The organism is Mucilaginibacter achroorhodeus, assembly GCF_007846095.1.
GTDB classification, from domain to species: domain Bacteria; phylum Bacteroidota; class Bacteroidia; order Sphingobacteriales; family Sphingobacteriaceae; genus Mucilaginibacter; species Mucilaginibacter achroorhodeus.
Window position 1 is genome coordinate 40,220 of the sequence record NZ_VOEI01000005.1, and the last position, 13,934, is coordinate 54,153.

Below are 13,934 nucleotides of genomic sequence, written 5' to 3' on the forward strand. Positions count from 1 at the left end.
GATTTAATGTTGGCTAACAAGATCATTACCTTAAGTTGTATTTCATTAAATATATTTGTTTTATGGGTAACGCGCTAATCAATTTTTTGCAGCAACATCGGTTTTTTACCAAGGAAGAAGAGGACACTATTAAGGGTGCTTTTGAAACCAGAAGTTACCATGAAGGTGATCATCTGTCAGACGTGGGCAAAATTTGCCGGGAGTTATTCTTTATTTGTGACGGCATACTTCGTATCACTTCTGTAAACCAAAAAGGTGTTGAGCTCACTCATTTTTTTCTTAAGGAAGGCTCATTCTGCACAATTCTGTACAGCTTTAACAATCATAAGCCCGCAGATGAGGGCATCCAGGCTGCATGCGATACAGAGGTGTTAGCCATTAATAAAGACCAATTGACAATACTTTTTGCAAAGCTGCCGGGCTTGAAAGAGCTGATAGACCGTGTTACGCAGGAAAAACTGCTTGAGAAAATAAAAACACGTAATGCATTTTTGGGCGAGGAGTCTGATGCGCGTTACCAGCTCTTTTTAAAACAGCAGCCTGATGTTGCAAAACGTGTTGCGCTAAAGGATATCGCAAGCTATTTGGGTATTACACCGCAATCTTTAAGCCGTATCAGAAGAAATAGTAAATAAGCTTACTATCTTTTATTACCATATGTTAAGTGTTTTAACTGCTGCAGCGGCAGAACTTTGTGTCCATAATTTAAAAGATCATGGAAAACAAATTGAACAGCCTTACAGGAAAAAAAGTAATTATTTTAGGCGGTAGTAAAGGTATAGGTTTCTCCACAGCAGAGCTGGCCGCACGGGAAGGTGCTGAGGTAATTATTGTATCAAGCAATCAGCAGCGCATTGATGCAGCGCTAAGCAAACTACCGGCAACTGCAACCGGCCACGTTGTTGATTTAAGCATTCACCAAAATATTAGCGATTTTTTTGATACCATTGGCACATTTGATCATTTAGTATATACTGCAGGTGAGAATCTTAAACTTAATGTAATAGCAGAAACAGACATAGCATTAGCACAACAATTTTTCAATATCCGTTATTGGAGTGCTTTTGCTGCTGTTAAATATGCATCAAGGCGCATTAATGCAGGTGGATCGATCACCTTAACCAGCGGCAATGCCGGGGCAAGGCCAAGTGCAGGATGGGGCGTTGCATCAAGCATTTGTGGCTGTGTTGAAGGGTTTACGCGTGCAATGGCGGTTGAACTTGCACCTATACGTGTTAATTGCGTTACCCCCGGTGTAGTAAAAACCAATTTATGGGATGGCATACCCGAGGCAGATCGCATTGCAATGTATATAAACTTTTCTAAAACTTTGTTAGTTGGCCGCGTTGCAGATGCGGATGAAATTGCGCTTACCTACGTTTACTTAATGAAACAACAATATGTTACAGGCCAAAGCCTTGTAGTTGATGGTGGGGGTGTGCTTGTTTAGAAAAATTTAACAGCGCTTGCAACAAAGTTTATGGCAGCGGTTTAAAACTCTTTACTGATCATCATAGTTATATCAGTTCACATCAACTGTAACACTATGAGATCGATTTGGAAGGGTTCATTAGGCTTTGGGCTGGTTAGTATACCGGTGAAGCTTTTTTCGGCAGTGCAAACCACATCGCTTGATTTTGATATGCTTGATGGGCGCGACCACGAGCGTATACGCTACCAGCGCGTTAACGAGAAAACCCACAAAGAGGTCCCTTACGATAAGATAGTAAAGGGTTATAAACTTAATGATGACTATGTAATAATGGATGATGCCGACTTTGAGGCGGCCGCCCCGGAGAAAAGCAAGGTGATAGAAATTGAAAGCTTTGTTGACATTGATGAAGTGAACCCGATGTTCTACGAAACATCCTACTACACCGAGCCGGATACTAAAAACAACAAAGCTTACGCGTTATTGATACAGGCCTTAAAACAATCGGGCAAAGCGGGGCTGGCGCGGTTTGTTTTACGTAGTACCGAAAGCCTTTGCATTGTGCACCCGGTAGAGAACGTGCTGGTGGTTACCCGCATCCGTTTTGGCCAGCAGATACGCAGTACCGAAGACCTTAACCTGGCTGATGATGTTAAAGTGAGCAAAAAAGAGCTTGACATGGGCCTTGCGCTGATAAAGCAATACGCAGAGAAATTTGATGTTTCTAAATTTAAGGATGAGTATACCGGCGAATTGCTAAACATCATCAAGCAGAAATCTAAAGGCAAGCGGGCAACCATTAAAAAACTTAAACCGCATAAAACAAAAAGTAACGATCTGTATGATCAGTTAATGCAAAGTTTGCAAACGAAAAAGGGTGCTTAGATCTTCTATGGTTTTTTTATCTTTATGACGAGCTAAACCAACTATATCACAATTGAAAAAGTACCTTTTATCCATCCTGTCGATACTTACCCTTTCTTACAGCGCCTGTAAACAAGATACAGCAGAGCTTGAAGCATTACGCCTTAAAATAGAGAACAAAAAAAACGGAGGTGGGGGCAGCAATGATAGTTATTTACCAACCACTAAAGGAAGTTCATGGACCTATCAAAGTGACATGACGGGTAGCACCGAACTATCCACATCTTATCTTACCGGTGCCATCACATCTATAAACGGGCAAAATTATTATGAGCTAAAAACCACCGCATTGGGCAAAGAAAGCATTGGTTATTATTTTGTGAAGGATAAAAAATATAAAGTGAGATCCGCTACGGTTGAATCAAGCACCATGTTAGAGTTTTTTATCTTTGATGATAATTTACCTGTTGGTGGTGAGTGGGTAGCGACAATGACAGCTGATGGTTCGGTTAACGGGGTGCCGGGCCGTACCAAAAACAAGATCATTGAATCGGGCATTACGAAAACCGTGCTCAATAAAACCTACAAAAACGTTGTTCATACGCACATCATTGTACAATATGACCTTGGTAGCGGATTTCAGAACTTTGTAGATTACGATTTCTACCTTGCTAAGGGTATAGGGGTTATAGAAACGGATACTAATTTCGGAACTTACAAAACCGCATCTTACTTATCTGATTACAGTATAAAGTAGCATTAAAAGGTAACATATGACGGCTATCGGTATAGCCCGGCAGCTATTTTTTGTAATTATTAAACGATTGTGTATAATCTTTTTTGTAATTTTTTTAATTTGAAATTAATCGTGGCATAGTGGTTGCAATGATATCATAAACATCATAAAAACTACCATTATGGAAACTACAACAGAAAAATCAGTAGAAGTATTAAACGATTTAATAGAAATTAATAACGACCGTATTGATGGTTTTACCCGCGCATCAAAAGACTTAGGTGAAGGCGATTTAGATCTGAAAGCGGTATTTGATAAATTTGCAAGCGATAGCCGTAAAAACGTGCAAGAGCTAAGTGCAGCAGTGGGCCAGTTAGGCGGCGAATTAGAAACAGGTAATTCTGTAAGCGGTACATTACACCGCGCATGGATAGATGTTAAAGCTACCTTTAGTGGCCATGATCGTAAAGCGATCTTAGATGAGTGCGAGCGCGGTGAAGATGCTATTAAAAAAGCATACCAGGATGCATTATCAGAAGATAATGGCTTATCACCACAATTCTCAGAATTGTTAACCCGCCAGCAACAAGATATCAATGAAGGCCACGATAGCATCAAAGCGCTACGTGATATGCATTCATAACCAAGACAAATAATTTGTAATCATAAAGAGCTGCCTGTAAAACGGGCAGCTCTTTGTTTTTTGGCTTTTTTAGAAGTACTTAGGGCATTATGTTGTACCTTTGCGGTCTTAATTAATAACCCTGATAATTTAATCCATCGTGATCATCTTAATATTTTTTCTTGCCCACTGGTTCTTGTCCCTGTTCTTTCAAACCTTTTTTCTGCACAGGTATGCATCTCATAAAATGTTTACCACGCACAAGGTCTTTGAACGCATTTTTTACGTAATGACCTACGTTTTCCAAGGATCGTCATACTTAAACCCGCGTGCCTATGCCATTATGCACCGGGAGCATCATGCCTACAGCGACACCGAGAAAGACCCGCACTCACCACACTTTTTTAAGGATGTTTTCCAGATGATGTGGTATACTGCGCAAACTTACAAAATGCACGAGCGCCGTTTAAAAGAGCCTGAGGAGCGTTTTAGAGGTAATTATCCCGAGTGGAAATTTCTTGATGTAATTGCTTCTTCGATGGTATCACGCATTGTTTTCGGTTTACTTTATGTTGCCTTTTATGTAGAGTTTGCAACAGCCTGGTGGATGTTCCTTTTGCTGCCTATCCATTTTTTAATGGGCCCATTGCACGGCGCAATTGTTAACTGGTGCGGGCACAAGTACGGTTACTCAAATTTTGATAATAATGATAAATCAAAAAACACCACACCGTTTGATTTTTTGATGTTAGGCGAGTTATTCCAAAATAACCACCATAAACGCCCAAACAGTGCAAACTTTGGCGCTAAATGGTATGAGATAGATCCTGTGTACCCGGTAATGAAACTAATGCACTGGGCCAAGATCATTAAATTGAGAAAAGCATACGCATAGTTAAGCTGAAAGAGAACTGAAGGCGAAAGGTGATGAACTTTTCGCCTTTTTTGTTTTAGAATCACTGAGCTGTTTAACAGGTGTATACACGGAGAAATCCCCACACAAATGCCATTTGGATGTTTAGATCCTCTGCCGTGCTTTCAACTCCAGGTAGCGGTTAACAGTATTCACGGTTAGGTTTTGCGGAGCGGTTAAAATAGACTGTATGCCATGACGGGCCAGTTCACGCACGATAAGTTTTTTATCGTAAGCAAACTTTTCGGCAATGGTTTTTACGTAGATGCCTTCAACGTCTTTGGCAGGCTCTTCGGTAAGTTGTTTGAGCTCGGTGTTCTCAAAAAACACAACCAGCAATAAGTGGTAACGGGCAATGCGTTTAAGAAAGGGCAGTTGCCGCTGCAGGGCACTCATGCTTTCAAAATTGGTGAAGAAAACGATGAGGCTGCGTTGCTTTATCACATTGCGAACGGTTGCATACAGCGCTTCCATGTTTGCCTCGAGATAACGTGTCTTCTCTTTATAAAGCACCTCTAAAATTCTGTTGATTTGTGCATGGCGCCTATCAGCAGGAATAACAGAGCCGACCTTTTCAGAGAGTGTGATCAACCCGGCTTTATCCTCTTTTAGCAACGCAATGTTCGATAATACCAGGCTGGCATTTATGGCATAATCGAGCAGGCTTAACCCATCAAAAGGCATTTTCATAGCGCGCGATTTATCTATCACACAGTAAACCTGTTGTGATTTTTCATCGGTATAAAAATTGGTCATCAAGCTGCCATGGCGGGCTGTAGCTTTCCAGTTTACAGATCTTACATCATCACCCGCTACATAAGGCTTTATCTGCTCAAACTCCATACTCTGCCCAAGGCGGCGGATCTTTTTGATACCGATCTCATTGAGCCGGTTTGATATAGCCATCAATTCATACTTGCGCATCTGCAAAAATGATGGATACACCGGCAGTACTTCCGGCTGGTCAAAATTAAAACGGCGGCTTACCAAACCCAATGCAGATTGCACAAACACCCTTAAGCTGCCAAATTCATATTCGCCGCGTTTAACAGGTCTCAGGTTATACCGGATAAGTTTTCTTTCGCCGGGCTGCAAAGCTGTTTTGAACCAAACATCGCGTTTCTGAAATTGTACTGGTATCTCATCAATGATCCCGGCCGACACCTTAAAAGGATAACGGCTTTCGATGTGTATAGTTATCTCGTTCTCGTCGCTATTGCTCAATCTTTCCGGCGAAAGGCGTTTGGCCAATATCGATTTGGATGAACGATAAAGCATGATGAGATCTGTAAGTATCAGCAATATCAGCAGCAGAAAAGCTACTTCGGGCACTAACCCCACCCATGAAAAAAAGAAGGACAATAGATATAGCAACGCACAGATTCCCAAACCGACGAATAGTCGCCCGGTCAAGAAGAGGTTGATATAAAACAGATTAAAAACTTTTTTCACCCGCTTAACGTGGTATTTCTATTTTTTGAATGATCTGTGCAATAACATCGTCGGCGGTAAGGCCTTCCATTTCTTTATCTGGAGTTAGCATAACGCGATGACGTAGTACCGGAGTTGCAACCTTAACAATATCATCAGGAGTTACAAAATCGCGACCGGCAATGGCTGCAACGGCTTTTGCTGCATTAACTACCGCTAATGATGCCCGTGGGGAACCGCCAAGATAGAGTGATTTATTATTACGTGTTTCGTGAATAATGCGCGCTGTAAAGGCAATTATCTTTTCCTCTACATGCAACCCGCGGACTGTTTGCCTTAACGCAACAATATCTGCGCCTTGTAACACCGCGTTGATGTGCTCGAGCTGGTCGGCAGTTTTTTGCTGATGCTGGCGGCTGATGATTGAGATCTCCTCCTCAAGAGAAGGATAGCTGATATCGATCTTAAACAGAAAACGATCCAGTTGTGCCTCAGGCAGGCGATAAGTGCCTTCCTGCTCAACCGGGTTTTGGGTGGCTAAAACAATAAAAGGTTCATCCATTTTGTAAAGCTCGCCATCCATAGTGATCTGCCGCTCTTCCATCACCTCAAACAAGGCCGATTGTGTTTTTGCAGGCGCACGGTTTATCTCGTCAATTAAAATGATGTTACCGAAAATTGGCCCGCGCTTATACTCAAACTCTCCTGTTTTGGTATTGAATACAGAGGTTCCCAAAACATCAGAAGGCATCAGATCGGGCGTAAACTGTATGCGCGAGTATTGGGCATCTATCGACTTTGCAACCAGCTTTGCAGTAAGGGTTTTGGCAACACCGGGTACCCCTTCTATCAGGATGTGGCCATCTGCCAGTATACCGGCAATGATCAGCTCTATAACGTGCTGCTGCCCTACAATGATCTGCGCAAGCGAAGCTTTTATATTTTCAACGGCTGCATTTAATTTGCTAAGATCTGTCCGTTGTTCAAAGTTTTCATTTTCCATATGATGGTGCGGTTTGGCTGTAAAATTTCTCCATTAATCTGTTTATTTCAATAAGTTCGGCATCTGATACTTTTGTCTGGTGCAACACAAAGCGCATATGGTTGATAAGATCATGGCCCAGCTTTTCGTCTACACCGGTTTTCTTTATAAAAACGTTCAGAAAATCATTATCAAACGTGCCGGTTTTTAAGTTGTAAGTATTGCGCAGGTGTTCTAAAAAATAGGTGATCTTTTTAACGGCTATGTCGGTATTATCGCGCTGCTCGTAATACAGGTTGCCTACCACAGTGACAAAGCCTAAGGTGGCATTCTTTAAAGGATCAACAACAGGTATGGGGCGTTGCCTGCGTTTGATGTTGTACAAAACAAACAGCAGGGTAGCCGCCAGGCTGATGTAGTAGGCCCATTGCAGGCCGGGATGCCTGAAGAATACCCGCATGGGCGATTCGTCTTCCAAAATGTCGCCGTTCTGATATTGGTCCCAATAAATATGGTCAGAAGTAGGAATGTAGGATAAAACCCTGTCTGCAAATGCTGCACCACCGGGTTTAACCATGCAGTAATTGGTAAGCAACTGCGGGTTGGCCATTACCAACAAACTGCCCTTGCCAAAATTGTATTTAAGATAGGTAGCGTGTTTGTAGTTGTTTTGTGCAAGAACTACAGCTTTTGTGGTGTCAAATGACGAAAAGTATTGTGTGGCTGTAAACTTATCTGTTTTAAGGTCTGCGGCTTGTTTGATCTTTGGATTGGTAAAATTTACAGATGGATTTTTCTTATCAAACTCATAGCCGGTGTTCACCTTAAGCGAATCAGTAAGTGCGCCATCCCAATTCAAAGCCGATATAAATACCGTATTGCCGGCGCTAATGTACTTTAATAGCGCTTTAGTGTCTGTTTTGTTGAAACTGGCAGTTTTGGCAATAATGATGTAGTTGCCGCTTTGTAAAGAAGAATCGGTAAACACATCATAAGGCGATTGGTTGGTACGCTTGATTGTTGCATCCGGAAAAATATCCTTGACCCTGTCAAAAAGAATAAAATTACCAAACGGTGCTTTGCTGTTGTAACGCAGATCAACCTGCCAGTTAATAGGGGCCGGTTTATTATATTCTGCCACCAGGTAAACAGTTAGCAGCACCAATATGCCGATGATGTAGAATTTAAGATCTTTCATGGTCGGCCTCCTTTAAAATCAGCAAACAGTTTGGTGATTTGGCTATAACCGCTTCCGGTCACAGCGAAATCGCCGTACCAAACATATTCAAACTGCCGGGTAATGTTTTTGAAAGGGCCTTGCGCAGGGTTATTGTTCAACTCCTGTACATAGGCCTGGTTAGTTTTATTAGGCTGCCAGTCTATTAAATTATTATCGCTTAATTGCTTAAGAGCCCTTAAGTATAGCAGCCGCACAGCAAGTTTGTAGTTACCTGCAGAAGCAGCTGTCTCAATATCTTTTTCAAAATCTATCTCGTGTATATTCTCGTCAAGTTCGGTATAAGCTATACCTGCTTTACGTGCCCCTTTGCGGAAGATATTGATATCGATACCGGCAGATTTAAGTATTACCAGTATCAATGCGGCAATGCCGCCTATCATTATTATGTATTTTATTAGCACCCCTGCCCATTTCCAAAAATTGGAATAGCCGGTTTTGGTTTTACCCCAATCAAACAAACTCCAGAACCATCGCCAAAATCTTGTCCATAAAGATGGGCCGCTATAATCATCTTTGTAAATAAACTCCTTTTGTTTTTTGTAGTTATTGATAGCTGCTGTATCTATATGTCGCAACGTAACAGATGCAGTATCCAACCTTATTACAGCCGGTACCTTTTTGGCCGCAATAGTATCGGGCTTAGCATTAGCTATTGAAGCGGTTAGTAAGAGAAAGATAAGGAGCAGGTAACGCATTAGTATTCTTCTGCCGGCAAGTTATCGTTGTTACTGTTAGTTCCCAGGTTATTGATACGCTCTAATAAGCTGGTGCCCTCTTTACTTTCTGATAAGTTGTAATAGCACAGGCCAAGCGTAACCATTGGCACTATGTAGCAAACTAAACTTATCATCTGTAAGGCAACTGTTACGATGGGTGTAATAATGCCGAAGTTATTTAAGGCGGTTGTGGGCCTTAATAGTGTTGCCGATATGCCCAGGAAAGCCGCAGGCAATGATATGGCCATTACTATGAAATACATAATTATCCATGATACCAAAATTGCGCCCGCAGTTAGCCACCAATTATTCCGTATCAGCTGAAAACTGCGATTGAAGGAATATCCAAAACTTCCGTTTTCCATGATCATGATAGGAAAGATAATACCAAATATTGGGAAAAGGTATATACCCGGAATAATGCAAAGCGCAAAACCGATGATCAATAATACCGTTATTACTAAGGTTGCCAGGATGGTTCTGCCAAAATAGTATTTCACGTAACCCCATACCTCCGCACTTGTTGGTTTGATGTTGCCTTTTTGCTTGTAGAGCGCCATGTAGCCGATGATGCTTAACACGCTTAATGCACTACCAATTATCATCAACCCCATGCCTGCAAAATACTTTACACCAAATAAGTTGAGTTTATCAAAACTATTATAGGTTGCCGGCCCCTCCTGTCCAAAGCTTGATGCTGCATTAACCATTTGGTATTGCTGCATAGCAATCAGCGCTGCACCTGCAAAATACACCACACCACAAAACAGGTACAGGTTTTTCACAAGGTCTTTAAAGTTCTGTTTGATAAAGGTGAAGGTATCGTTAATGATCTCACCAAAATCTCGGGTTTTGGCTAATTCAATTTTCGGTTGCATGTTTAGTTTGTTTATAGATCTTATTAGGGTAAAGTACCACGTACCAAATTAAAAATAAAAGGGATGCTGCAAGGATGCCCGAACTAAGCCATACGGGCATTTCGGTATGGCGGGTTACAAAGCCTTCAAAAAATGCGGCCACAATAAATATAGGCACCAGGCCTATCGCTATTTTCATCCCCTCGGATGCACCTTTTTTAAGCGACTCCAATCTTCCGAAGGTTTTAGGGAATAAAAAGCTGTTGCCCATTACCATCCCTGCTGCGCCTGCAATAACTATCGCAGCTATCTCCAGCGTACCGTGTATCCATATTACTAATACAGATTGCATGCCCAGGCCCTTACTAAAAAAGAAGTATTGGAACGAACCCAGCATAAGCCCGTTGCGGAAAAGGAAATAGATGGTACCAACAGAGCAAAGTATACCGCTTGCAAATGTAACCAGCGATACGTAGATGTTGTTAATGGCGATGCTTGCAAACATCATCGCTTCTGAGCCCTGCTTGTAAACACCAAACGGGTCGCCTTTGGCAATGTTCTCATTGGTCATATCCACATAGCCATCCCCCATGATCAGCCTTACAAAATTGGTGTCATATTTTGCAGAAAGAGCGCCCATCAGGCAAAACGTTATAAAAAATATAAAGGCATACAATAACTGCCGCTGATGCTTTTTGAAAAGCAAGGGTAACTCCAGCCGCCAAAAGGTAACAAAGCGGTTGCTGTTCTCGCGCTTGTTCTTGTAAATAGATTGATGGAATTTTGACGCCAGCCCGTTCAGATAGGCGGTTGTTTTTGATTTGGGATAAAAGGTTTTTGAATATGCCAGGTCATCCGTTATCTGGATAAAACTATCGGCAAGTTCGTCGGGCGTTTTTTGGGTCGATTCTTCAAAGCGCGCCCATTTATCGGCATTTTGTTTTACAAATAAGGGTTCGCGCATTGGGTGATGGTCAGGGTTTTTACAGGACGGTAAATTAATCACAAAAGTTTTATAATTCAACTTAATTTATGCAATTTGAGAAGATAATTTTATGAATACCGTAACCGTTACCACAGCCCAGAATATTGATATTGACTACGAGCTTGCCGGCCTCGGCGAGCGGATAGTTGCCCGCATTATCGACCTCGCCATTTTTGGATTCGTTTTCTTTTTTGTAATGATAACCGGTATTGCATCTGGCTTATCAGATCTTTCAAATGGCGTTTTGCTCATCATCTACGGCGCTTTATTTGTGTTTTATGATCTTATATGTGAGTTGAGCATGAACGGCCAGTCCATCGGTAAAAAGGTGATGAAGATACGTGTGATAAGTGCCGATGGTGCCCGACCAAGACTGGGGCAGTACCTGCTGCGCTGGTTAATGCGGATAGTTGATTTTGGTATTGGCGGCGGTGTTATTGCGCTGATAGCAGCTGCGGTAAGCGAGAAAGGGCAACGTCTTGGTGATATGACGGCCAATACTATTTTGGTTCGCACTGTTCCGCGTACGGATGCCAGCAAGATTGCCTTTAAGCCTTCTGATCTATCTTATGAGCCTGTTTTTAAAGAAGCATCGCAACTAACAGACCGTGATGTTGAACTCATAAATGAGGTGATATCAGCCTACGTTAAAACTAAGAACAGCGTTATTGTTTACAACATGGCCAGCAAACTTAAAGAGCATCTTGGCGTGCAGCCGCCGCAGGGAATGAATGATATGCAGTTTCTGCAAACTTTGCTGCGCGATTACACTCATTTGATAGCAGCGTCTGATACAGATTACAGATCAGTAATGTCTTAATATTCTTACAAACCGGCTATCTTGATAACATAGCTTACCAGTATAATGCTGCCCGTGATCATGAATAGTGTTTTTTTGATAACTGCCGATGGTTTGTCCAGTTTATATATGCTATCTGCAAGCCACCACAAGGCGGTAAGCAGTATTGGTATCGCCGGAGGATATAAAGAAAAGCTTTCGTGAAGGTTGCCCTTCAACAGCGCTACAACGGCACGCTGAAAACCGCATCCGGGGCAATCAATACCGGTTAAGTATTTGAACGGACAAGGAAGTAAATGACCCTGCAGCCAGTTGATGAACAACAAACTGCAGGGTATATTTTGCAAAGCCATATTAAACTTGCGAAGGTGGTGGCGGATTAAAAGGATCGCGGTAATCTATCCCAGGATCGTATGGCCTGAAACCAGCCATGCCTAAACCAGCAGGGCCAAGGTAGCGGTAACTACCAAAGCCGAGGATCGGATAGAAAATCATAGGTAAAAATATCAGTCCTATAGTGAAGCCTTCAGACTGCCCAAAGCTTTTGCTGAGCAGGTTTATCATCCATACGGCAAACACAATGTTTACGCAAGGGATCAGCAGCATCAATAGCCACCACATTGGCTTGCCAATGATCTCGAGCATAACAATTATATTGTATATGGGAATGATGGAAGCCCAGCCTGGTTTGCCGGCTTTTTCATAAACCTTCCACATGCCAATAACACTAATGAGCCAAACAATTAAAGCAGGGATAGCCAACATTCCTAAGAATGCACCAATGACGTACCCGGATTGATACGCGTCGTAATTTTCCATTTGTGATTTTGAGTTTTAAGTGTGCCTCAAATTATCAAATAATTAGTAAACACGGCCCTTTTACAGAAAAATAATCTGTTTTTAATTCACTAATTTTGGCTCATGCAGCAACGCGAGCAGATCTCCGTATTCGATATGTTTAAGATTGGCATCGGGCCATCAAGTTCGCATACGCTTGGCCCCTGGCGGGCGGCACAGCAGTTTGTTAATTTGCTTAAAGATCGGGAAGCGTTAGACGACGTAGTGCAGCTACAAATACTACTATACGGATCGCTTGCCAAAACAGGAAAAGGCCACGGCACAGATATAGCTATTTTACTTGGCCTAAGCGGGGACGACCCCGTTACTTTTGAGGTTGATAAAATAAATACGAAAATTGCCGATATCACCAACTCTCATAAGCTGGATTTAGGTGGATTACGCTATATAGATTTTTCCGTTGCTAATGATCTGCTGTATCTTTTTGCCGAGAGCCTGCCCTTTCACCCAAATGGTGTTACTTTCCAGGCATTCTTAAAAGATGAGACTGCAATTTCTGGTACTTACTATTCCATTGGCGGCGGCTTTGTAGTTAAAGAGGGTGAACAAAGCACCCACAGAACAGAGGTTGACCTGCCTTTCCCTATAGATACTGCCGGCGACCTGTTACACTGGTGCCGCAAAACCGGCCTCAAAATTTCTGAGGTGGTTATGGAAAATGAGCTTGCCTGGCGCAGCGAACATGAGACCCGTAAAAGCGTGCTCGATATTTTCCGCGTGATGCAGGAATGTATGTACCGTGGCTGCCATACTGCGGGTTACCTGCCCGGCGGTTTAAATGTTGCCCGCCGTGCATCTAAATTAAACAAGCGCCTTGTAAAAGGTATAGCTTATAACGATTATAATAGCTGGGTTGATGCCATGCGTCAAACCGGCCATGGTTTCCAAAATATACTGGATTGGGTAAGCTGTTTTGCTTTAGCCATTAACGAGGAGAATGCCTCATTTGGCAGGGTGGTAACGGCACCAACCAACGGTGCCGCAGGTGTTATCCCTGCAGTGCTACAATACTTTATCTCGTTTTGCGATGGCTTTAGCGAGGAAAAGATCATCCAGTTTTTGTTTGTTGCATCAGAAATAGGCAGCATCTTTAAAAAGGGTGCAACCATTTCGGCAGCAATGGGAGGTTGCCAGGCAGAGATCGGTGTATCATCGGCCATGGCTGCAGCAGCACTGACCGAGTGCCTTGGCGGCAGCCAGCGCCAGGTATTAATGGCAGCCGAAATTGCCATGGAGCATCACCTCGGCATGACCTGCGACCCTATTGGTGGACTAGTACAGGTTCCTTGTATCGAACGCAATACAATGGGCGCTATTAAAGCCATTACCGCCAGTCAGCTTGCCCTGCAAAGCAATCCGGATAAAGCCAAAGTGAGTCTGGATGCTGTTGTTAAAACCATGTGGCAAACCGCCCAGGACATGAACTCCAAATATAAAGAAACCGCCGACGGTGGTCTGGCGATCAATATCCCGATAAGCTTGCCGGAGTGTTAGGGGGT

Annotated in this window: 16 protein-coding genes; 8 read left to right on the forward strand and 8 right to left on the reverse strand. The window is 42.7% G+C overall.

Going from position 1 to position 13,934, the window contains the following annotated elements; all coding sequences use genetic code 11:
* Window positions 1-62: 62 nt before the first annotated feature.
* The 6 genes from FPZ42_RS14010 to FPZ42_RS14035 all read left to right on the forward strand — a co-directional run bounded on the left by FPZ42_RS14010 (window position 63) and on the right by FPZ42_RS14035 (window position 4,549).
* On the forward strand, window positions 63-635 hold the full coding sequence (locus FPZ42_RS14010) for a Crp/Fnr family transcriptional regulator (protein WP_146272286.1): 573 nt from the start codon (window positions 63-65) through the stop codon (window positions 633-635).
* An 80-nt stretch (window positions 636-715) separates the two neighbouring features.
* Window positions 716-1,450: an SDR family oxidoreductase gene (locus FPZ42_RS14015; RefSeq protein ID WP_146272287.1), complete on the forward strand. Its 735-nt coding sequence runs from the start codon at window positions 716-718 to the stop codon at window positions 1,448-1,450.
* Between the two features lie 96 nt (window positions 1,451-1,546).
* Window positions 1,547-2,317, forward strand: coding sequence for a non-homologous end joining protein Ku (ku, locus tag FPZ42_RS14020; RefSeq protein WP_146272288.1), 771 nt, complete (start codon window positions 1,547-1,549; stop codon window positions 2,315-2,317).
* 52 nt (window positions 2,318-2,369) lie between these two features.
* Window positions 2,370-3,053, forward strand: coding sequence for a hypothetical protein (locus tag FPZ42_RS14025; RefSeq protein WP_146272289.1), 684 nt, complete (start codon window positions 2,370-2,372; stop codon window positions 3,051-3,053).
* Between the two features lie 160 nt (window positions 3,054-3,213).
* Window positions 3,214-3,675, forward strand: coding sequence for a ferritin-like domain-containing protein (locus FPZ42_RS14030; protein ID WP_146272290.1), 462 nt, complete (start codon window positions 3,214-3,216; stop codon window positions 3,673-3,675).
* Between the two features lie 139 nt (window positions 3,676-3,814).
* Window positions 3,815-4,549 carry an acyl-CoA desaturase gene (locus FPZ42_RS14035; RefSeq protein WP_146272291.1) on the forward strand — a complete coding sequence of 245 codons (735 nt, stop codon included), beginning with the start codon at window positions 3,815-3,817 and terminating at the stop codon, window positions 4,547-4,549.
* A gap of 123 nt (window positions 4,550-4,672) precedes the next feature.
* On the opposite strand, the gene FPZ42_RS14040 is transcribed toward FPZ42_RS14035, so the two are convergent.
* The 6 genes from FPZ42_RS14040 to FPZ42_RS14065 all read right to left on the reverse strand — a co-directional run bounded on the left by FPZ42_RS14040 (window position 4,673) and on the right by FPZ42_RS14065 (window position 10,757).
* Complete coding sequence (locus tag FPZ42_RS14040) at window positions 4,673-5,929, reverse strand: DUF58 domain-containing protein (RefSeq protein ID WP_315898396.1); 1,257 nt, start codon at window positions 5,927-5,929, stop codon at window positions 4,673-4,675.
* 94 nt (window positions 5,930-6,023) lie between these two features.
* Window positions 6,024-7,001, reverse strand: a complete 978-nt coding sequence (locus tag FPZ42_RS14045; RefSeq protein WP_146272293.1) for an AAA family ATPase — start codon at window positions 6,999-7,001, stop codon at window positions 6,024-6,026.
* Window positions 6,991-8,178, reverse strand: coding sequence for a DUF4350 domain-containing protein (locus FPZ42_RS14050; protein ID WP_146272294.1), 1,188 nt, complete (start codon window positions 8,176-8,178; stop codon window positions 6,991-6,993). Before FPZ42_RS14050 ends, FPZ42_RS14045 begins: the two co-directional genes overlap by 11 nt.
* A complete protein-coding gene (locus tag FPZ42_RS14055; RefSeq protein WP_146272295.1) occupies window positions 8,175-8,915 on the reverse strand; it encodes a DUF4129 domain-containing protein in 741 nt (246 codons plus the stop codon). The genes FPZ42_RS14050 and FPZ42_RS14055 overlap by 4 nt, the downstream gene beginning before the upstream one ends.
* Window positions 8,915-9,814: a hypothetical protein gene (locus FPZ42_RS14060; protein WP_146272296.1), complete on the reverse strand. Its 900-nt coding sequence runs from the start codon at window positions 9,812-9,814 to the stop codon at window positions 8,915-8,917. Before FPZ42_RS14060 ends, FPZ42_RS14055 begins: the two co-directional genes overlap by 1 nt.
* Entirely contained in the window at window positions 9,798-10,757 is a 960-nt protein-coding gene (locus tag FPZ42_RS14065; RefSeq protein WP_146272297.1) for a stage II sporulation protein M, read from the reverse strand. The genes FPZ42_RS14060 and FPZ42_RS14065 overlap by 17 nt, the downstream gene beginning before the upstream one ends.
* Window positions 10,758-10,848: 91 nt before the next feature.
* Between FPZ42_RS14065 and FPZ42_RS14070 the strand changes: the two genes are divergently transcribed.
* The gene (locus FPZ42_RS14070; RefSeq protein ID WP_146272298.1) at window positions 10,849-11,598 is read left to right on the forward strand and encodes an RDD family protein; all 750 of its coding nucleotides are present in this window, start codon (window positions 10,849-10,851) and stop codon (window positions 11,596-11,598) included.
* Between the two features lie 5 nt (window positions 11,599-11,603).
* Here the strand turns inward: FPZ42_RS14070 and FPZ42_RS14075 are convergent, their stop codons facing one another.
* On the reverse strand, window positions 11,604-11,930 hold the full coding sequence (locus FPZ42_RS14075) for a DUF2752 domain-containing protein (protein ID WP_146272299.1): 327 nt from the start codon (window positions 11,928-11,930) through the stop codon (window positions 11,604-11,606).
* Window position 11,931: 1 nt separating this feature from the next.
* Window positions 11,932-12,396, reverse strand: coding sequence for a DUF5684 domain-containing protein (locus FPZ42_RS14080; RefSeq protein WP_222431587.1), 465 nt, complete (start codon window positions 12,394-12,396; stop codon window positions 11,932-11,934).
* Between the two features lie 102 nt (window positions 12,397-12,498).
* Here FPZ42_RS14080 and FPZ42_RS14085 point away from each other — a divergent pair, with 102 nt between their 5' ends.
* Window positions 12,499-13,929, forward strand: a complete 1,431-nt coding sequence (locus tag FPZ42_RS14085; RefSeq protein ID WP_146272300.1) for an L-serine ammonia-lyase — start codon at window positions 12,499-12,501, stop codon at window positions 13,927-13,929.
* Window positions 13,930-13,934 lie beyond the last annotated feature (5 nt).

Coding starts and splice junctions, on each gene's coding strand:
- FPZ42_RS14015 (WP_146272287.1), top strand. CDS start 716: ATGGAAAACAAATTGAACAGCCTTACAGGAAAAAAAGTAATTATTTTA.
- FPZ42_RS14045 (WP_146272293.1), bottom strand. CDS start 7,001: ATGGAAAATGAAAACTTTGAACAACGGACAGATCTTAGCAAATTAAAT.
- FPZ42_RS14060 (WP_146272296.1), bottom strand. CDS start 9,814: ATGCAACCGAAAATTGAATTAGCCAAAACCCGAGATTTTGGTGAGATC.
- FPZ42_RS14070 (WP_146272298.1), top strand. CDS start 10,849: ATGAATACCGTAACCGTTACCACAGCCCAGAATATTGATATTGACTAC.
- FPZ42_RS14075 (WP_146272299.1), bottom strand. CDS start 11,930: ATGGCTTTGCAAAATATACCCTGCAGTTTGTTGTTCATCAACTGGCTG.
- FPZ42_RS14055 (WP_146272295.1), bottom strand. CDS start 8,915: ATGCGTTACCTGCTCCTTATCTTTCTCTTACTAACCGCTTCAATAGCT.
- ku (WP_146272288.1), top strand. CDS start 1,547: ATGAGATCGATTTGGAAGGGTTCATTAGGCTTTGGGCTGGTTAGTATA.
- FPZ42_RS14085 (WP_146272300.1), top strand. CDS start 12,499: ATGCAGCAACGCGAGCAGATCTCCGTATTCGATATGTTTAAGATTGGC.
- FPZ42_RS14030 (WP_146272290.1), top strand. CDS start 3,214: ATGGAAACTACAACAGAAAAATCAGTAGAAGTATTAAACGATTTAATA.
- FPZ42_RS14050 (WP_146272294.1), bottom strand. CDS start 8,178: ATGAAAGATCTTAAATTCTACATCATCGGCATATTGGTGCTGCTAACT.
- FPZ42_RS14080 (WP_222431587.1), bottom strand. CDS start 12,396: ATGGAAAATTACGACGCGTATCAATCCGGGTACGTCATTGGTGCATTC.
- FPZ42_RS14065 (WP_146272297.1), bottom strand. CDS start 10,757: ATGCGCGAACCCTTATTTGTAAAACAAAATGCCGATAAATGGGCGCGC.
- FPZ42_RS14010 (WP_146272286.1), top strand. CDS start 63: ATGGGTAACGCGCTAATCAATTTTTTGCAGCAACATCGGTTTTTTACC.